A 17,273-nucleotide genomic window follows, 5' to 3' on the forward strand; every position below is an offset into this window, starting at 1 on the left:
GCGAAATATCGAAAACTTAAAGCGCTAGGAGCAAATCTGGAAGATCGCGACGCGCTTTAGCATCTTGTCCGAACGAAGCGGCGGCGGCAGCCCCAACGCAAAACGGGGCAGCCAAGGCCGCCCCGTCTTAAGCTGCTCTGTCGTCGAGACTTAGATCACTTCATTGTTTCATCGAAACTGAAGCGATCTAAGTCTTTGAAATCACGCAGTTCCGGACGGAAAACCGCTTTGCACTTTTCCTGGAATTGCTCTAGCCGTTGAGGCCGCTGCCCCACGGACCGTGATGGCTGTCGGCGCCGTCAATGCGGTCGAAGCCGTGGGCGCCGAAGAAGTCGCGCTGCGCCTGGATGACGTTGGCCGTGCCGCGGCCGCGGCGGTAGCTGTCGAAGTAGCCGAGCGCCGAGGCAAGCGCCGGCACCGGCAGGCCGCCGAGAACGGCAGCCGAAACGACGCGGCGCAGGGCTGCGTCGGTTTCCTTGACCATGGCGGCGAAGGCCGGGGTGACGATTAGGTTGGCAGCATCCGGCGCCTTGGTGAACGCGGTGGTGATCTCGTCGAGGAACTGCGAGCGGATGATGCAGCCGGCGCGCCAGATCTTGGCGATCGTCGGCATCGGCAGGTTCCAGTTGAACTCCTTTGATGCCGCCGACATCACGGCGAAGCCTTGCGCATAGGCGCCGATCTTGGCGGCCAGCAGCGCGCTTTCGAGATCCTTGATGAAGGCGGCCTTGTCGGCCACCTTGAAGTCGCCGACCTCAGGCAGCCCGAGGATCTTTTCGGCCGCTTCGCGTTCGTCCTTCATCGAGGAGATGCTGCGCGCCGCAACCGCCGCCTCGATGCCGGTTGCCGGCACGCCCATGTTCTGCGCCTCGATCACCGACCACTTGCCGGTGCCCTTCTGGCCGGCCTTGTCGAGGATCAAATCGACGATCGGCTTGCCGGTCAGAGGATCGGCGGCCTTCAGCACCTTCTCGGTGATCTCGATCAGGTAGGAGTTGAGGCGGCCCTTGTTCCAGGTGCCGAAGACGTCGCCGATCTCGGTCGCCGACATTTTCAGGCCGTCGCGCAGGATGCCGTAGATTTCGGCGATCATCTGCATGTCGGCATATTCGATGCCGTTGTGGATGGTCTTGACGAAGTGGCCGGCACCGTTTTCGCCGAGCCAGGCAACGCAAGGGTCGTTGTCGTACTTGGCAGCGATCGAGGTCAAAACGCTCTCGACGCGCTTCCAGGACTCTTCCTTGCCGCCGACCATGATCGACGGACCATGGCGTGCGCCTTCTTCACCGCCGGACACACCCATGCCAATGAAGGTCAGGCCACTGTCCTTCAGCGCCTCGAAGCGGCGCATGGTGTCGCGGAAGTTGGCGTTGCCGGCGTCGATCATGATGTCGCCCTTGGAAAGGTAGGGCTCGAGGATCTTCATCTGCTGGTCGACCGGCTCGCCGGCCTTGATCATGATGATGATCGGGCGCGGCGGACGGATGGCGGCAACAAACTCTTCAATGGTGTCGCAGGGCACGATCTGGCCCTTCAGTTCACCGGCTTCCGCGTAGAACTTGTGCGTCGCCTCGACGGTGCGGTTGAACACCGCGATCTTGTTGCCCTTTTCAGCGATGTTGAGCGCCAGGTTCGAGCCCATGACGCCAAGACCGATTAGGCCGATTTCCGCCTGTGACACGTGATTGCCTCCATTGGACAGAAGTGCCGGGCGCGATCGGGATAAGCGCGTCGGTGCCGGCCCTTCGAATTGAACTTCGCCCTCTCGCGGCGGGCTCTGTCGAAGGCCCTGGCGCGAGAAGCGACGGCGGAGGATGTTTTGGCATTCAAATCGATTAACGACAAGCGATTACTGACAAAATCACTTCTTTTCGGGCTTGCCGTCTCCATCGTCGAGCACCCGCCAGGACGCGCCTTCGAGGTCTTCGTACTGGCCGCTCTTCAGCGCCCAGAGGAAGGCGGCGAGACCGATGCCGCCGAGAAACAACGCGATGGGAATGAGATAGATCAGCGTGTTCATGAGGCATTCCCGACTGGACGAAGGGCGGCAGGCGCTTGGCCGTCGCGCGCCTCCTCGGCAACATTGCCGGTGGCAGCACGCAGACGCAAGGCATTGGCAACGACGATCACCGACGAAGTCGACATGGCAACGGCTGCGATCAGCGGGGTGGCGTAGCCGAGGATCGCGATCGGAACGGCAATCACGTTGTAACCGATCGCCAGCGCGAAGTTCTGGCGGATCAGCCGCCCAGCCCGGCGCGAGGTGTCGATCGCCATCGGCACGGCATTCAGCCCCTGGTGCAGGAAGACGAAATCTGCCGCCTGGCGCCCGACATCGGCGGCCGTCGCCGGGGCCATCGAGACGTGGGCTGCCCGCAGCGCCGGTGCGTCGTTGATGCCATCGCCGACCATCAGCACGTGATGCCCGCCTTCGGCCGCGAGAGCACATTCGTCCACCTTGCCACGCGGCGTCAGCTCGGCCTTGAAGCTGTCGATGCCGACCCGGCGGGCAAGGGCCGCCACGACAGGCTCGCGGTCACCGGAGAGAATGCCGGTCGACAGGCCCAGGCGACCGAGTTCGTCTATGCTTTCGCGGGCGAAGGGCCTGAGCCGATCCTCGAAGCGGAAGCAGCCAAGTTCGCGGCCGTCGAGCGACAGGATCGCCTCGGATTGGCCGCTCGCCTCGCCGGCGTCGCCACAGGCAAAGGCGCGGCTGCCGAGCCGGTAGATGCCCGCTTCCGTGCGGGCCTCGATCCCGGCACCGGGAATCTCGCGGATCTCGCCGCTGACGACGGGCGCAACCGTCGCCGCATCGTGAATGGCCATCGCCAGCGGATGACGCGAATGGACGGCAAGCCCCGCCGCCGTCGCCAGCACGGAGGGCTGAATGTCCCCGCCATTGACGAGCCGTGGCTCGCCCACCGTCAGCGTGCCGGTCTTGTCGAGCAGCACCGTGTCGATCTCGGCCAGCCGCTCCATGGCCGAGCCGTCCTTGACCATGACGCCATTCTGGAACAGCCTCCCGGCGGCAATCACCTGCACCACCGGCACCGCAAGACCGAGCGCGCAGGGGCAGGTGATGATCAAAACAGCGACCGCAACCAGCATCGCATGGTGGAAGTCGCCATTGACGAACATCCAGCCGATGAAGCTCAAAAGCGCCAGGAGGTGCACCGCGGGCGAGTAATATTGCGCCGCCCGGTCGGCGATGCGGCGATAGCGCGCCCTGCCCCCTTCGGCGGCCTCCATCAGCCCCATGATCTCGGCCAGCAGCGAGTCGCGCGCCGCAGCGGTCGCCTCGATCGTCAGCGGTCCGGTGAGGTTCAGCGTACCCGCCTCGACGCTGTCGCCTGCCTTGACCGGCGCCGGCGCGCTCTCGCCGTTGACGATCGAGCGATCGAGGTCGCTGGCACCGATGAGAATGCGGCCATCGACCGGGATGCGTTCGCCGGCTGATATCGCCAGCTTTTCGCCCGGCTTGATCTCGTCGACCGGGCGATATTCGCGCCCGCCATCGGCATCGATGACCATGGCGCCGCGCGGCGACAGCCTGGCCAAGCTGCTGATCGCCGAGCGCGCGCGTCCGCGCATCATGTGGTCGAGCGTGCGGCCGATCAGCAGGAAGAAGAGAAGCATCACCGTGCCGTCGAACCAGGCATGGGTGCCGTGGGTGATCGTCTCGTAGAGCGAGATCGAGAAGGAGAGTGTGATCGCAAGCGCGATCGGCACGTCCATGTTGGTGCGGCCGTGCTTCAGCGCATTCCAGGCGGACGCGTAGAAGAAGCGCCCGGAATAGATCAGCGTCGGCGCGGCAATCAGCGCCGAGATCCAGTGAAAGAGATCGCGCGTGGCCGCCTCCGCGCCCGACCAGACGGAGACGGAGAGCAGCATGATATTGGCCGAGGCAAAGCCCGCAACGGCGACGGCGCGCACCAGCTGCTTCAGCGTCTGGTCGCCGTCTTCCTCGCCCGGCGCGAAGAGATGGGTCTCGTAGCCCCGCGCGCGGATGGTGCGCGCCAGTTCCCGCGGATCGGTGCGGGCGTCATCGACCTCTTCCTTCCAGACGATCGCCACCCGCCGTGACGAAAGGTTGACGCGCGCCCGCTCGACCTCGGGCCGCGCTTTCAAGGCGCCCTCGAGTGTCGCGATGCAGGCGCCGCAATGCACGCCGGGTACGCTGAGGTCCGTCTGGCGCAACCCGCCGCCGAGCGAGCGGCTCGTCAGCCAGAGCTCTTCCGATGTGGGCAGTCCCTGCCCGGCCCTGTCGATCTCCAGAGCCATTTCGGTTCCAGGAGCGCAGCAGCTCATTGCGCTGCTCCCGGCGCCATGAAGCGGATGGCCTGGCGATAGACGACCGTGTCGCCCTTGGTCGCGGTGATATCGGCGATCCACTGGCCGCGCTTCAGCGTCGCGGCAGCAACGAACACGCCCTCGCCCTGATGCGCCATCTCGACCGTCACATCCTCATGCTCCTCGACCGGGCGCTTCAGGACCGCGACCACCTTGTCCGCGGTCAGTTCCGGCTTGCCCTGTCGCGTCAGCGTGTAGCGCAGCGCCTCGTTCTCGACACTGAGCTTGCCTTCCAGCCCGCTGGCGGCAAAGGCCTTTGCCTCCTTCACCTTGCCGTTGAACTGCTGGCTGGCGACATAGGTGTTCTGCACCACCAGCCCGCTCCAGCTATGGCTGGCATTCCAGGCCATGATCAGGTTGACGGTGATGATCGTGCCGAAGAACAGCACCATGACGCCCAGCATATGCCAGCCGGTGAAGGGCCGCGGTGCCTTTGCCTGTTTGGTGATCATTTCGCCGCTCCAGGGCTGTTGAAGTTGGCCTTGTAGACGTCGCGCTCGTGGCTCGACGGATCCTCGACGATCAGGCTGAAACCGTCAGCCGCTTCGCCAAGCTTGTCCTTCGGCAGCGTCACGAAGACTTTCACGGCGGTGACCTTGTCCGGATCGACGCCGATCACAAAGGTGCGGCCGTCGCCCGCCGCCTGGCCGGCGATGCGCATCGTCGCCGAAGACATACCGTCGATCGCGAGCGTGATGGTGCGTTGTTCGGGGATCATGTTCAAGAGCTTGACCATGTAGCCGTTGCGCACCGAACCGTCGGATTCGACGACGAATTGCGGGTTGCGGTCGTGCAGCACGTTGATCTCCAGCCGGTCGCGCGACAAGAGCGCATAGAGCAGCCCGATGCCGACGAGCGTCCAGACGCCGAGATAGACGAGCACCCGCGGACGGAAGACGATCTTCCAGTTGAAATGGCGGACCTTGTCGGAGAAGGCGCCATCCGCGTTGCGAACCCGGCTCGGGTCGATCGCCGTCGTGCCGCCATTGGTGGCAAGCGCCATGTTGGAGGCATAGTCGTTCAGCGTCGCATAGGAGATCAGTCCGCGCTCGCGGCCGACTTTGTCCATGACGCCGTTGCAGGCGTCGATGCAGAGCGCGCAGGTGATGCATTCGAGCTGCTGGCCGTCACGGATGTCGATGCCCATCGGACAGACGACGACGCAGGCGTTGCAATCGACGCAATCGCCGATGGCCTCCCCGGCTGCCACCGCCTTCTTCTGGTGGCGCGAGCGCGGCTCGCCGCGCCAGTCGTTATAGGTGACGACCAGCGAATTCTCATCGAGCATCGCCGCCTGAATGCGCGGCCAAGGGCACATATAGGTGCAGACCTGCTCGCGCATCAGCCCGCCGAAGACATAGGTGGTGGCGGTCAGGATGCCGACGGTCATGTAGGCGACGGTTGGCGCTTCCAGCGAAACGAAGCTTTTCAGAAGCGTCGGCGCATCGGCGAAATAGAAGATCCAGGCGCCGCCGGTGGCAATACCGATCAGGATCCAGATCGAGTGCTTCGACACGCGCTTGACGATCTTGGCGCCCGTCCAGGGGCCGGTGTCGAGTTTCATGCGGGCGTTGCGGTCGCCTTCGATGTAGCGCTCCACCACCAGGAAGAGATCGACCCACACCGTCTGCGGACAGGTATAGCCGCACCAGGCGCGCCCGACGGCAGACGTCACCAGGAACAGGCCGAAGCCTGCCATGACCAGCAGGCCGGCCACGAAGAAGAATTCCTGCGGCCAGATTTCGATGAAGAAGAAATAGAAGCGACGGGCGGCGAGATCGACCAGCACCGCCTGATCTGGCGCATGTTCGCCGCGATCCCAGCGGATCCACGGCGTCAGATAGTAGATGCCGAGCGTCACCAGCATCACCAGCCACTTGAAGCGGCGGAAGCTGCCCTCGGCGCGTTTCGGGAAGATCTTCTTGCGCTTTTCGTAGAGCGGCTTGCGCACATGCGCCGCATTGACCGGTTCGGCCTCGTGGCGTTCGACGGATGCGGCGTTGGCGGCGGATTGAGAATTCATAAGTGGGACATCCCGGATATCGCGTATTGAGCCATGTCTTGCCCGATTTGACCGCCGAAAACGTTGATCTGTGTCAAGTTTGCGGCCTAAGGCCGCGCCATGCGGCGAAACGTCCGAGCCATCGGAACCGCAGCGGTCGGCAACGACCTTTGGTGCGGAAGGACGCCAAGGGCCTTGCGCTCGAGCCCATCTGCACCACAACGCCACGCGCCTTATGAGACGCGCAAAGGTCGCCGTAGTACTTTGAATTGCTGCATGTTTCCCTATATCGGCTATGCTGAAGGCAAGGCAGGACAGTCGCGAAGGAGAAAGCATGCACGGCTCCCTCGAGCCCCTGACGCTGGCCAAACAGCGCGGCACCTATCGCGAGCGTGCCGCGCCTCACGCTCTCGCCGGGCATGTCGAATGCCTGTGGAGCCACCAGATGCCGGAGGGACCGCCCGCGCCGATCGCGGTCGTCCCCGACGGCTGCGTCGACATCCTCTGGTCCAATCGCGGTCTCGTCGTTGCCGGCCCTGATCGGACCGCTGCCTTTCCCGTGATCGCGCCGGGCGCCAAGGTCATCGGCCTGCGCTTCCGCCCGGGCGTCGCCGCGTCGTTTCTGCGCGCATCGCTTTCGGAAATCACCGGTCAAATCGTCCCGCTCGATGCCTTCTGGGGCAAAGCCGCGCGCGAACTTGATGCCAAGCTTCAGGACGCGCCGGATGCCATCCGCGCCGATATCATGGCGGCAGCAGTGCTAGAGCGCTCACCGGCCGTCTCCCCGCCGCCCGGCGATGTCGCAGCCGCGCTCGCCCATCTCACGCAACGGCGCGATTCGTCCGACAACCCCATCAGCGCATTGGCCGCCGCCACCGGCACCAGCGAGCGGACGCTGCGCCGCCGCTGCCACGAACATTTCGGCTATGGCGCCAAGACCCTCGATCGCATCCTGCGTCTGCAACGATTCCTTGGGGCATGCCGCAGCGAGCCATCCGCAGGCCTCGGCATCCTCGCTCTTGATGCCGGCTATGCCGACCAGGCGCATCTTTCGCGCGAAGCCAGGGAACTGACGTCGCTTTCACCGGCGGAAATCCGCCGCCAGCTTTCCGCCCATCGGCAAGCGGCCTGACTGGCCGTTTCGTTCAAGACCGGCGGGGCCGCCCGTGCTACGTCCTCACTCAGGAGAACCAAGCATGGCAACACTTGAAGCAAAGATCATCCACACCACCATCGCCCGCGACTGGCGCGAGGTCTATGCCTTCATGGCCAAGCCCGAGAACATGCCGCGCTGGGCGTCCGGCCTATCGTCGGGCCTGACGCGCGACGGCGAGGACTGGCTGGCGCCGGGACCGCTCGGCGAGGCCCGTGTGCGCTTCGCCCCCGCCAACGACTTCGGAGTCGTCGATCATCTCGTCACGCTCGCGGACGGTACCGAGGTTCATAACGCGCTGCGCGTCGTGCCGAACGGCGACGGGGCGGAGGTGATGTTCACGCTGCTGCGTCAGCCGGGCATGAGCGCTGAACAATTTGCCGGCGACGCCGGTTGGGTGGCAAAGGATCTCGCCACTTTGAAATCAATCATGGAATCCGGAAAGACAGGTAGGAAAATGGGCAACAAGGGCAACGACAGCCGCATCGACTATGTCGAGTTCAACGTCTCCGACATCGCTGCCGCCAAGGCCTTCTACGGCAGCGCCTTCGGCTGGACCTTCACCGACTACGGCCCGGAATATTGCGAATTCCAGGACGGCCGTCTGACCGGCGGTTTCACCACCACGGGTCCCGTCGGCAGCGGTGGGCCGCTGATCATCCTCTATGCCGACAACCTCGAGGACATGCTGGCCCGCGTCGAAAAGGCCGGCGGCAAGATCGTCAAGCCGATCTTCACCTTCCCCGGCGGCCGCCGCTTCCATTTCGCCGACCCTGACGGATACGAGCTGGCGGTGTGGTCGGCGCAGTAAGGGCAGTCGACGCCCCAGACCAGCACGGGAACGAGGGCTGCCCCTTCGGCAGGCTGAGCGACCGCAGCCATCTCCACCCTCATCTCTGGCTTGTCACAGAGATCCAGCAGCCGTGCGTCGGCACGGCGGGAGGAGCAGAGCCGGGACGCCTGATTTGCAGACTGCAAGGGGTCTCCCGCGCCGCCGACGCGGCGCTGCTGGATTCCTGTGACGAGCACAGGAATGAAGGAGGTGATTAAGGCGCCATCCATATCCTGTGGACACCCATCCCCACTTTACGACTTTAGGATCGCCCCTCACTGTCCTGCCGGACATCTCTCCCCACACGCGGGAGAGAAACGCTTGGCTCGCTCTCTGTCGCCAAGCCTCAACGCTCGAGATTGGCGATGCTGGCGCCGCGTTTCCCTTCTCCCCGCCTGCGGGGAGAAGGTCGCGGCAACGGGATGAGGGGCCGCCGCCCGTTAAAGCGCCAGCGGACTACTCGCCCCCGCCCAGCGAATGCACGAACACCGCAAGCTGCTTGACCGTGGTGTCGCCGAGGCGCGGCAGCCAGGCGGGCATGACGCCGTGCTTGGGTGCCTTCATCTGGGCGACGATCGCCTGCTCGCCCTCGCCGTTGAGCCACAGTGCGTCGGCGAGATCAGGCGCGCCGAACTCGCGGTTGCCCTTGGCATCGGCACCATGACAGGAGGCGCAATTGGCTTCGAACAGTGCCTTGCCCGGCTCGACCATCGAGACGTCCGACGGCGTGCCGGTAAGGCTGACGACGTAGGCCGCCGTCTGCTTGATCTCTTCCGGCTGCAGGATTTCGGCAAAGGACGGCATTTCCGAAACGCGGGTCTCGCCATCGCCAGTGTAGCGAATGCCGTGAGCGATCGTCTGGTAGATCTCCTCGGGCTTGCCGCCCCAGAGCCAGTCGTCGTCGTTGAGGTTCGGGAAGCCGGCGGAACCCGCAGCACCCGAGCCATGGCACTGGGCGCAGTTGACCTTGAAGGCCGATGCGCCGCCGGAAACGGCGAACTGCTGCAGCTGCGGATCGGCAATGATCTGCTCGATCGAGCTCGAGGCGATCTTTTCGAGATTGCCGGCCTGGGCCGCCTTGGCGCTGGCGAGTTCGGCGCTCACCTCGGCGCGGCTCGAATAGCCGAGCACACCCTTGGTCGCGTCCGTCAGAAGCGGCACCGCCGGATAGACGATCATGTAGCCGACCGCCCAGACGATGGTCGCGTAGAAGGTATAGACCCACCAGCGCGGCATCGGGTTGTTCAGTTCGCGGATACCGTCCCACTCGTGGCCGGTGGTCTCGACGCCGCTGATTTCGTCGACGTGTTTGTCCGCCATACTATTAATCCTCCTTCAGGGGGATGGCTGCGGCATCATCGGCGGCCTTCTTGGCGCCGGGCCGGAAGATGAAGCCGACGACGCCCAGGAAGAAGAGCGTCATGGCAAGGAGCGCCCAGCTATCGGCGAACTGGCGCATGGCCGTGTAGGTTTCCATGTGCGTGTCTCCCTTAGCGATAACCGGTGGTGTCGTCGTAGGTGGAGAAGTCGACCAGCGTGCCAAGCATCTGCAGATAGGCGACGAGCGCGTCCATCTCCGTCAGCCTCTGCTGGTTGCCGTCGAAGTCGCCGAGCTTGGCCTTCGGATAGCGCGCCTCGACGCCGGAGGTGTCGGCATTCGGATCAGCCTGCGCCTTGATGTCGGCGAGCGCGTTGTCGATCATCTCGTCCGTATAGGGAACACCGACCGCCTTGTTCGCCTTCAGGTTCGCGGCGGTGTTGTTCACGTCGAGCGTCGTCTCCTTGAGGAAGGCGTAGCTCGGCATGACCGATTCCGGCACGACCGAGCGCGGCTCGGTCATGTGCTGCACGTGCCATTCGTTGGAATAGCGGTCGCCGACGCGGGCGAGGTCCGGTCCGGTGCGCTTGGAGCCCCACTGGAACGGATGGTCGTACATGGATTCCGCCGCCAGAGAGTAATGACCGTAGCGCTCCACTTCGTCGCGGAACGGCCGGATCATCTGGCTGTGACAGACGTAGCAGCCTTCACGCACATAGATGTCGCGACCGGCGAGCTCCAGCGGCGAATAGGGCCTCATCCCCTCCACCTTCTCGATGGTGTTTTCGAGATAGAAGAGCGGCGCGATTTCCACGATGCCGCCGATGGAGACGACGAGCAGCGAGCCGACGAGCAGCAGGGTGGCGTTGCGTTCAAGGGTCGCGTGTTTGTCGAGAATGGACATGGTCTATGCCCTCCTATTCCGCAGCTTTCAGCGCGGGCTGAGCAGCACCGAAGATCGGAGCTTCGTCACGCACGCGGCCGAGGATGGTCATTGTTACGTTGAAGGCCATGAGCAGAGCCCCGGCGAGGAACAGTGCGCCGCCAAGAGCACGCAGCACGTAGTAGGGAACCATGGCCGCGACCGATTCCGCGAAGGAATAGACGAGGAAGCCCTGGTCGTCGTACTCGCGCCACATCAGGCCCTGCTGGATGCCGGCGACCCACATGACCGCCGCGTAGACGACGATGCCGAGCGTGGCGAGCCAGAAGTGCCAGTTGACCATGCGCACGCTATAGAGCCGCTCGCGGTTCCATAGCTTGGGCGTCAGATAGTAGATCGCGCCGAAGGTGATGAGGCCGTTCCAGCCGAGCGCACCCGAATGCACGTGGCCGATCGTCCAGTCGGTGTAGTGGCTGAGCGAGTTGACCGTCTTGATCGACATCATCGGACCTTCGAAGGTCGCCATGCCGTAGAAGGCAACCGCCATCACCATCATGCGGATGATCGGGTCGGTACGGATCTTGTCCCAGGCGCCCGAAAGCGTCATCAGGCCGTTGATCATGCCGCCCCAGGAGGGCATCCACAGCATGACCGAGAAGACCATGCCGAGCGTCTGCGCCCAGTCGGGCAGCGCCGTATAGTGCAGGTGGTGCGGACCCGCCCAGATGTACATGAAGATCAGCGACCAGAAATGGATGATCGACAGGCGGTAGGAATAGACCGGGCGATTGGCCTGCTTGGGGATGAAGTAATACATCATGCCGAGGAAGCCGGCCGTCAGGAAGAAGCCGACGGCGTTATGCCCGTACCACCACTGCGTCAGCGCATCCTGCACGCCGGCAAAGGCCGAGTAGCTCTTCGAGCCGAGGAAGGAGACCGGCACCGCCAGGTTGTTGACGATGTGCAGCATCGCGATCGTGACGATGAAGGCGAGGTAGAACCAGTTGGCCACATAGATATGCGGCTCCTTGCGCGTCAGAAGCGTGCCGAGGAAGGCGATGAGATAGGCGACCCAGACGATCGTCAGCCACAGGTCGACATACCATTCCGGCTCCGCATATTCCTTCGACTGGGTGATGCCGAGCAGGTAGCCGGTGGCCGCCATGATGATGAAGAGCTGGTAGCCCCAGAACACGAACCAGCCGAGATTGCCGCCGAAAAGGCGCGCGCGGCTGGTACGCTGGACGATGTAGAAGGACGTCGCGATCAGCGCGTTGCCGCCGAAGGCGAAAATGACAGCCGAAGTGTGCAGCGGCCGCATGCGGCCGAAGTTGAACCAGGGCTCGATGTTGAGGTCGGGAAAGGCAAGCTGGAGCGCAACCACGACGCCCACGAGAAAGCCGACGACGCCCCAGAAGACGGTGGCGATCACGCCATACTTGACCACCTCGTCGAAATATTCCGACTGCGGCGGTGGTGGTGGCGCCCTGCCGGCGGAAACCGGGCTGAACTCGATGCGTCGCATCAGCATGACAGTGCCGGCGAGGAGCACGAAGAACAGCACCCACATATGGGCTTCAAAGTGCCGGTCCTGCGCAAACCCGGCGCCGACGAGCGCCAGGAAAGCACCGACCCCGAGCAGGATCATCTCGAATGTGTATTTCATGGTTGGGTCCCCAACTTGGTCCGATCGCACGCGACGACACGCCCCAGAACGAGGCGCGCCACCGCAGCTGGCCGGAAAGTGTCAGAATCGGGGCATCCTGGCCTTGATTCAGATCAAGGCTGCACCACCTCGATTGGATCATCCTCGGCAAATAACAGGGAGCGCCGTGGGAGCTGGCGTTTGAAGCCGATGAAAAAGACTTTTGAAGAGGGACGAATCCGGAGCCGGCTGGAACCGCCTCCCCGCGCCGTCCCGGTGGCCGAGCCTTTCGCATGGCTCGCCCGCGCGCACGAGGAGCAGCTTGCGCTCTGCAACTGTCTCGAGGAGATCGCCGACAGTCTGCCTGCAGAAATCGATCGGCAGAAATGCGTCTACGCCGCCAAGGTGCTCGGACCGATGATCCGCGAAATGCATTCCGGCGAGGAAAGCCTGGTCTTCCCGTGGATCGAGCGCACCTTCCGCGGCGACCCGACGCTCGGCGCGACGCTGGAGCGGCTGAAATACGAGCACTGCGAAGACGAGTGCTTCGCCGAAGAACTGACGGAAATGCTGGAACGCCTCGGCGCCGCCGACCAAACGGTCAATGCCGAAACCGCCGGTTATATGCTGCGCGGCTTTTTCACCAGCCTCAGGCGACACGTCGGCTTCGAACAGGAATGTTTGCGCAGCATCACCTCGCCGGTTGGGTGAACCGGCAGACGGGGCGGTCGGCACGCGGCGAGGTAGGATTGTTCGCGGCCGGTCATCGGCCGCACCAAGTCCCTTTTCTCACTCTAAGGGCATAGCGCTAGTTTCCCGCTAAACAACGTTAAGGGCGACGAAGCCTGAACGCCTTCACGCTGCTCGCTGTTTTCCAGTCAGGTTCAGTGGTTTCCGGCCGGTTGTCTTCGCGGCGCGATCCCAGAGGAAATCGCCGGAGAAGGCGATGTGTTCCCATCCGACCGAAGGCCGGAGAGAAGTGCATGCGCCGCCTGTTTTCTGGCGCGCGCCCGGCCGGCGATGCTGGCGTGCTCGATAGTAGAGATCGCAGGCAGGAGACTCCTGGCCTGGCGCAGCGCATCAATGATGCCGGCGGCGATCACTGGGCCTTTATCCGTGTCCCGGGCGGCCTCCGCGGCCGCGTCGATCATGGAGGGAACACCTCCCGCGGAAGCTGCCAAGCAACTTGGCTTTGGCCGTTCCACGGTCTATCGCGAAATGCGCCGGTTAGGAATCAGCCGCCCTGCTTAGTGCAACTTCGCTTTTCGACCAAAGCTGCCGGTCGACGACAGCGCTGGGGCACGCCCTGTTTGCTGGCCCAAAAGCTACCGTTTTGGATGACCAAAGGTGCATACAATCTGACTGTAAACGCAACGCCATTCGTGCTATACGCGAAACTGGATCGAGTTTGGGAGCAACGCGATCCCAATCGTTCTGGCGATGCGCGGCAGCGTACGTTAAATCGCTGTAAAATTTCAGTCACCTACTCATTTCTCCTGCGAATTCACAGGTCCACACGGCGCTGATGAACGATGCAGAACGTCATGCGCCAACCGAGGAAGGCGATGCCCATGACAACGATCACACGAAGAGCTTTTGTCGGCGGGATCGCCCTGATGCCGTCATTGCGCTTCCCAGGCACTGCGGCCGCCCAGAGCGAAATCACGCCTGACGAGGCACGAAAGATCGCCAAGGAAGCCTATATCTACGGCTTCCCGATGGTGGACAGCTACCGCATCCAATACGCCTATTTCGTCGACGACAAGAACCCGGAATACAAGGCGCCGTGGAACCACCTCAAGAACATCCCCCGCGTCTACACCCCCGCCGATACGGCGATCCAGACGCCCAACTCCGACACGCCCTATTCGATGATCGGCATGGACCTGCGTGCGGAGCCGATGGTCCTCACCGTACCAGTGATCGAGAAGGACCGGTACTTCAGCATCCAGCTCATCGACGCTTATACGTTCAACTTCGACTATGCCGGCAGCCGCACGACCGGCAACGACGGCGGCAGCTTCCTGGTCGCCGGCCCGGGCTGGAAAGGCGAGACGCCTGCGGGCATCAAGAAGGTGTTTCGCGCCGAGACCGATCTCGTTCTCGGGGCCTATCGCACGCAGCTATTCAACCCCGACGACTTAGACAATGTGAAGAAGATCCAGGATCGCTACAAGGCAGAGCCGCTTTCGGCGTTTCTCGGCGGGGCGGCGCCTGCGGCCGCTCCCGCAATCGACTTCACCAAGCCGCTTTCGCCGGACGAAGAGAAGAAGTCGCTGGAGTTCTTCAACATCCTGAATTTCGTCCTGCAGTTCTGCCCGACTAATCCATCCGAGACCGAGTTGATGGCGCGTTTTGCCAAGATCGGGGTTGGTGCAGGCAAGACCATAGACGTTGCGGCGCTCTCGCCGGACATCAAGACCGCCATCGAGCAAGGTATGGCCGACGCCTGGGCCGATCTTGAGGGCTTGAAGAAGCAGATCGACGCCGGAACGGTGACTTCGGGCGACCTCTTCGGCACGCGCGAATACCTGAAGAACAATTATCTCTACCGCATGGCGGCGGCCGTTCTCGGCATTTACGGCAATTCGAAGCAGGAGGCGATGTACCCGGTCTACGCCACTGACGTCGAAGGGCAGAAGCTCGACGGCGCCAACCGCTACACCGTCCATTTCGCCGCCGATAAGATGCCGCCGGTCAACGCCTTCTGGTCGCTGACGATGTATGATCTGCCGGCGAGCCTGCTCGTTGCCAATCCGATCAACCGCTATTTGCTTAACAAGCCGATGCTCCCGCAATTCGTGAAGGATGCCGACGGCGGCTACACCTTCTACGTTCAGAACGAGTCGCCGGGCAAGGACAAGGAGCCGAATTGGCTGCCGGCGCCCAAGGGTCCCTTCTTCGTCGCGATGCGGCTCTATTGGCCGAAAGACGAGGCGCTCAATGGCATGTGGAAGCATCCGCCCATGACCAAGACACCATAGTTTGTTCAGTTCGCCCGCGGGTTCGACGTCGCGATCCCCGGCCGGGTCTTTGGGGTCCTCACTCTCTCTTGATTGGTAGCGCCGGCAATGACGTGTCAGGCCGCGATCGCGCGGCGGCGGTCGGCATGTTCCTGGATCACGAGGATCGCGCCGATGAGCTTGCCGGAGCTGGACATGCATGGCGTCAGCCGGCAACGCACGACGACCGTGCGCGCATCGACGGTCTTGGCGAAGGTATAGTCGACCACCTCGCCCGCAAAACAACGATCGAGATAGGATTTCACCCGCTGCTCGAAGCGCTGGATGCCGATGAACTCGACGATGTGCCGGCCGATCAGATCCATCGGGCGGCTCTCCAGATGGTCGGCATTGCGGGGGTTCGTGTAGAGGTAGCGGTAGTCGGGCGTGATCACCGCGATCCGATCCGGAAAGCTGTCGAGGATCGCCTCGTTGAGCAGGCCTTCATCCGCCCTGCCCTTGCTCGGCTGGGCCGGCAGCCGCTCGAGCTGGAGGTCGGCGAATTTCTCCGCGCCCGTCGCCGCAAAATAGCGGTTGATCAGCGACTGTAGCAATTGCGAGTGCCGGAGCACGCAGGAGATGTCGTCGGCTTCGACGCGCAGGATGTCGATCAGGAACTGGAACTGAAGTCGGGCATCTTCGACGCTCACCGCCTTCTCGTCGTAGACGGATCTGAGGATCGGATCCAATTCGCGATCCAGAATGCCGATCAAATGCTCGTCTGCCGTACGTACGGCATACTGCAGCTGCGAATACTTGAACCAGAACAGCTCAATCAGTGCGTTCAATTCGAAACCCCAATTCCCCCACGGCAGAGCCGCTTCGATGCACTTCAAGACAGGCGTTGATGCTGCAGACACTGATTTCGTTTTTGAGGCTTCCCCACCCTTTCCGTGTAAAACCACACCGCTCCGGCCACCCAAAGCGCTTGCAGTCTTCCCCTCGCGAGACAACGTTGAGTTTACACTCATTGCGTTAGCGTTCAACAGCAGAAAGAAAAACTTAACCTTTTGAAGCAATTTCGGGACAAAGGGCATGCGCTGCCGCGGACGGACCACGAAGGTGATGCTCGCCGAACCGAAATCGGGACGCGCTGATTTCCCAAGCTGCCCTGAGGCAAGCGCAAGCGCGATCGGTCGTGCGGAGGGGAATCAGTCCTTGAGGTAGCGCTTGATGTGCCAGCGGTCGTGATACCAGAGCCACTGGCCCGGATACTCGCGCACCCAGCTTTCCACCTTGTCGTTCAGCACCTGCGCCGTGGCGGTGACGTCGACATTGCCGTCGGCCTTGCGGGGAATGGCGATCGCCGGTTCCAGCTCCAGCCGGAAACGGCCGCCCGGCAGCCTTATGCAGCGGGCCGGATAGACTTCGCAGTTGAACTGGCGGACGAGCTTGGCCAGCAGCGGATTGGTCTGCACGTCCTGGCCGAAAAACTTGGTCTTCAGCCCCTTGCGGAACTTCTGGTCGACGAGAACGCCGACGCCCAGGCCCCGTTCGAGCTGGCGGGCGAGTGCGAAGGACGAGCCGGCGTGTGACGGCACCAGATTGCCCATGCGCTCCTCGCGGAACTTGAACACTTTTTCCGCCACGTAAGGGTTGTTCGGCGGACGGAACAGCACGGTCACGTCGAGGCCGAAGGCGGAGCCGGCGACCGGCAGCATCTCGAAATTGCCGCTGTGCGCGGTGAAGACGATGAAGGGGCGCGGATTGTCGCGAAGCTCGAGGAACAACGGGATGCCCGACACCTCGACGCGACCGGGCGTCGTGCGCTCGGGGTCGAAATCGAACAGACGGTCGAGGAACACATATTCGGCCGCCATGCGGCCCATGTTGCCCCAGCTTTCGAGCGCGATCTCATTGATCTCCGCCTCGCTCTTCTCAGGAAAAGCGTTGCGCAGGTTGGTGAGCGTCAGCTTCTGCCGGCTGGTCTTCGGCCCGATGAACCGCAGGGCACGATCCATGAAGCGGATCGCGGCATCGGCCGGAAACATCTTCAGGATCGTCAGCAGCAGGAAAACGAACTGCGCGATCAGCCACTGGCGGGTACGATCCGCCGCCAGCACCAGCCGTGTGATCAGCATTCGCACG

The 17,273-nt window shown here is 63.1% G+C and carries 16 protein-coding genes and 1 pseudogene; 5 read left to right on the forward strand and 12 right to left on the reverse strand.

The genetic code is table 11. The features are described 5' to 3' along the window. Positions 1 to 250 precede the first annotated feature (250 nt). From gnd to ccoG, 5 genes are all read right to left on the reverse strand, one after another. Entirely contained in the window at positions 251 to 1,681 is a 1,431-nt protein-coding gene (gene gnd, locus AC3WWH_RS27070; protein ID WP_113398907.1) for an NADP-dependent phosphogluconate dehydrogenase, read from the reverse strand. Positions 1,682 to 1,861: 180 nt separating this feature from the next. Next, positions 1,862 to 2,020, reverse strand: coding sequence for a cbb3-type cytochrome oxidase assembly protein CcoS (gene ccoS, locus AC3WWH_RS27075; protein WP_034788403.1), 159 nt, complete (start codon positions 2,018 to 2,020; stop codon positions 1,862 to 1,864). Next, on the reverse strand, positions 2,017 to 4,308 hold the full coding sequence (locus tag AC3WWH_RS27080) for a cation-translocating P-type ATPase (RefSeq protein WP_058323174.1): 2,292 nt from the start codon (positions 4,306 to 4,308) through the stop codon (positions 2,017 to 2,019). Before AC3WWH_RS27080 ends, ccoS begins: the two co-directional genes overlap by 4 nt. Next, positions 4,305 to 4,802 (reverse strand): FixH family protein, encoded by a 498-nt coding sequence (locus AC3WWH_RS27085; RefSeq protein ID WP_058323175.1) that lies wholly within the window; start codon positions 4,800 to 4,802, stop codon positions 4,305 to 4,307. The genes AC3WWH_RS27080 and AC3WWH_RS27085 overlap by 4 nt, the downstream gene beginning before the upstream one ends. Then, a complete protein-coding gene (ccoG, locus tag AC3WWH_RS27090) occupies positions 4,799 to 6,373 on the reverse strand; it encodes a cytochrome c oxidase accessory protein CcoG (protein WP_058323176.1) in 1,575 nt (524 codons plus the stop codon). The genes AC3WWH_RS27085 and ccoG overlap by 4 nt, the downstream gene beginning before the upstream one ends. A gap of 313 nt (positions 6,374 to 6,686) precedes the next feature. On the opposite strand from ccoG, the gene AC3WWH_RS27095 reads away from it, so the two are divergent. The 3 genes and pseudogenes from AC3WWH_RS27095 (at position 6,687) to AC3WWH_RS27105 (ending at position 8,316) form a co-directional block, all read left to right on the forward strand. After that, positions 6,687 to 7,484, forward strand: coding sequence for an AraC family transcriptional regulator (locus tag AC3WWH_RS27095; protein WP_057254232.1), 798 nt, complete (start codon positions 6,687 to 6,689; stop codon positions 7,482 to 7,484). A gap of 64 nt (positions 7,485 to 7,548) precedes the next feature. Next, positions 7,549 to 7,989, forward strand: a pseudogene (locus AC3WWH_RS27100) (SRPBCC family protein); the annotation flags it as partial. Beyond that, the gene (locus tag AC3WWH_RS27105) at positions 7,963 to 8,316 is read left to right on the forward strand and encodes a VOC family protein (RefSeq protein ID WP_057254230.1); all 354 of its coding nucleotides are present in this window, start codon (positions 7,963 to 7,965) and stop codon (positions 8,314 to 8,316) included. The pseudogene AC3WWH_RS27100 and the gene AC3WWH_RS27105, both read left to right, overlap by 27 nt. A 477-nt stretch (positions 8,317 to 8,793) precedes the next feature. Here AC3WWH_RS27105 and ccoP read toward each other — a convergent pair whose 3' ends face one another. From ccoP to ccoN, 4 genes are read right to left on the reverse strand one after another with little or no spacing between them, the layout of a single operon-like run. Continuing rightward, complete coding sequence (gene ccoP, locus AC3WWH_RS27110; protein ID WP_058323178.1) at positions 8,794 to 9,657, reverse strand: cytochrome-c oxidase, cbb3-type subunit III; 864 nt, start codon at positions 9,655 to 9,657, stop codon at positions 8,794 to 8,796. A 4-nt stretch (positions 9,658 to 9,661) separates the two neighbouring features. Further along, complete coding sequence (locus AC3WWH_RS27115) at positions 9,662 to 9,814, reverse strand: CcoQ/FixQ family Cbb3-type cytochrome c oxidase assembly chaperone (protein ID WP_057254226.1); 153 nt, start codon at positions 9,812 to 9,814, stop codon at positions 9,662 to 9,664. Between the two features lie 13 nt (positions 9,815 to 9,827). Next, entirely contained in the window at positions 9,828 to 10,559 is a 732-nt protein-coding gene (gene ccoO / locus AC3WWH_RS27120) for a cytochrome-c oxidase, cbb3-type subunit II (RefSeq protein ID WP_058323179.1), read from the reverse strand. A 13-nt stretch (positions 10,560 to 10,572) separates the two neighbouring features. Further along, positions 10,573 to 12,204 (reverse strand): cytochrome-c oxidase, cbb3-type subunit I, encoded by a 1,632-nt coding sequence (gene ccoN / locus AC3WWH_RS27125; RefSeq protein WP_058323180.1) that lies wholly within the window; start codon positions 12,202 to 12,204, stop codon positions 10,573 to 10,575. A gap of 189 nt (positions 12,205 to 12,393) precedes the next feature. On the opposite strand from ccoN, the gene AC3WWH_RS27130 reads away from it, so the two are divergent. Further along, entirely contained in the window at positions 12,394 to 12,894 is a 501-nt protein-coding gene (locus tag AC3WWH_RS27130) for a hemerythrin domain-containing protein (RefSeq protein ID WP_057254471.1), read from the forward strand. A 173-nt stretch (positions 12,895 to 13,067) separates the two neighbouring features. Here the strand turns inward: AC3WWH_RS27130 and AC3WWH_RS27135 are convergent, their stop codons facing one another. Beyond that, a complete protein-coding gene (locus tag AC3WWH_RS27135; protein WP_058323181.1) occupies positions 13,068 to 13,334 on the reverse strand; it encodes a DUF4158 domain-containing protein in 267 nt (88 codons plus the stop codon). Positions 13,335 to 13,799: 465 nt separating this feature from the next. Here AC3WWH_RS27135 and AC3WWH_RS27140 point away from each other — a divergent pair, with 465 nt between their 5' ends. Further along, positions 13,800 to 15,167 carry a DUF1254 domain-containing protein gene (locus AC3WWH_RS27140; protein WP_244495713.1) on the forward strand — a complete coding sequence of 456 codons (1,368 nt, stop codon included), beginning with the start codon at positions 13,800 to 13,802 and terminating at the stop codon, positions 15,165 to 15,167. 95 nt (positions 15,168 to 15,262) lie between these two features. Here the strand turns inward: AC3WWH_RS27140 and AC3WWH_RS27145 are convergent, their stop codons facing one another. Both AC3WWH_RS27145 and AC3WWH_RS27150 read right to left on the reverse strand, forming a co-directional pair. Next, positions 15,263 to 15,973, reverse strand: coding sequence for a PAS domain-containing protein (locus AC3WWH_RS27145; protein ID WP_057254468.1), 711 nt, complete (start codon positions 15,971 to 15,973; stop codon positions 15,263 to 15,265). Between the two features lie 363 nt (positions 15,974 to 16,336). Further along, the gene (locus AC3WWH_RS27150) at positions 16,337 to 17,266 is read right to left on the reverse strand and encodes a lipid A biosynthesis lauroyl acyltransferase (RefSeq protein ID WP_058323212.1); all 930 of its coding nucleotides are present in this window, start codon (positions 17,264 to 17,266) and stop codon (positions 16,337 to 16,339) included. Between the last annotated feature and the right edge of the window lie 7 nt (positions 17,267 to 17,273).

It is taken from the genome of Ensifer sp. EB106-03-01-XG145 (assembly GCF_058792075.1).

Bases quoted from the DNA above. Each gene is read 5' to 3' on its own strand.
- AC3WWH_RS27135 (WP_058323181.1), bottom strand. From the start codon at position 13,334: ATGATCGACGCGGCCGCGGAGGCCGCCCGGGACACGGATAAAGGCCCA.
- AC3WWH_RS27140 (WP_244495713.1), top strand. From the start codon at position 13,800: ATGCCGTCATTGCGCTTCCCAGGCACTGCGGCCGCCCAGAGCGAAATC.
- ccoP (WP_058323178.1), bottom strand. From the start codon at position 9,657: ATGGCGGACAAACACGTCGACGAAATCAGCGGCGTCGAGACCACCGGC.
- ccoN (WP_058323180.1), bottom strand. From the start codon at position 12,204: ATGAAATACACATTCGAGATGATCCTGCTCGGGGTCGGTGCTTTCCTG.
- AC3WWH_RS27085 (WP_058323175.1), bottom strand. From the start codon at position 4,802: ATGATCACCAAACAGGCAAAGGCACCGCGGCCCTTCACCGGCTGGCAT.
- AC3WWH_RS27080 (WP_058323174.1), bottom strand. From the start codon at position 4,308: ATGAGCTGCTGCGCTCCTGGAACCGAAATGGCTCTGGAGATCGACAGG.
- AC3WWH_RS27130 (WP_057254471.1), top strand. From the start codon at position 12,394: ATGAAAAAGACTTTTGAAGAGGGACGAATCCGGAGCCGGCTGGAACCG.
- ccoS (WP_034788403.1), bottom strand. From the start codon at position 2,020: ATGAACACGCTGATCTATCTCATTCCCATCGCGTTGTTTCTCGGCGGC.
- ccoG (WP_058323176.1), bottom strand. From the start codon at position 6,373: ATGAATTCTCAATCCGCCGCCAACGCCGCATCCGTCGAACGCCACGAG.
- AC3WWH_RS27150 (WP_058323212.1), bottom strand. From the start codon at position 17,266: ATGCTGATCACACGGCTGGTGCTGGCGGCGGATCGTACCCGCCAGTGG.
- AC3WWH_RS27115 (WP_057254226.1), bottom strand. From the start codon at position 9,814: ATGGAAACCTACACGGCCATGCGCCAGTTCGCCGATAGCTGGGCGCTC.
- ccoO (WP_058323179.1), bottom strand. From the start codon at position 10,559: ATGTCCATTCTCGACAAACACGCGACCCTTGAACGCAACGCCACCCTG.
- AC3WWH_RS27095 (WP_057254232.1), top strand. From the start codon at position 6,687: ATGCACGGCTCCCTCGAGCCCCTGACGCTGGCCAAACAGCGCGGCACC.
- AC3WWH_RS27105 (WP_057254230.1), top strand. From the start codon at position 7,963: ATGGGCAACAAGGGCAACGACAGCCGCATCGACTATGTCGAGTTCAAC.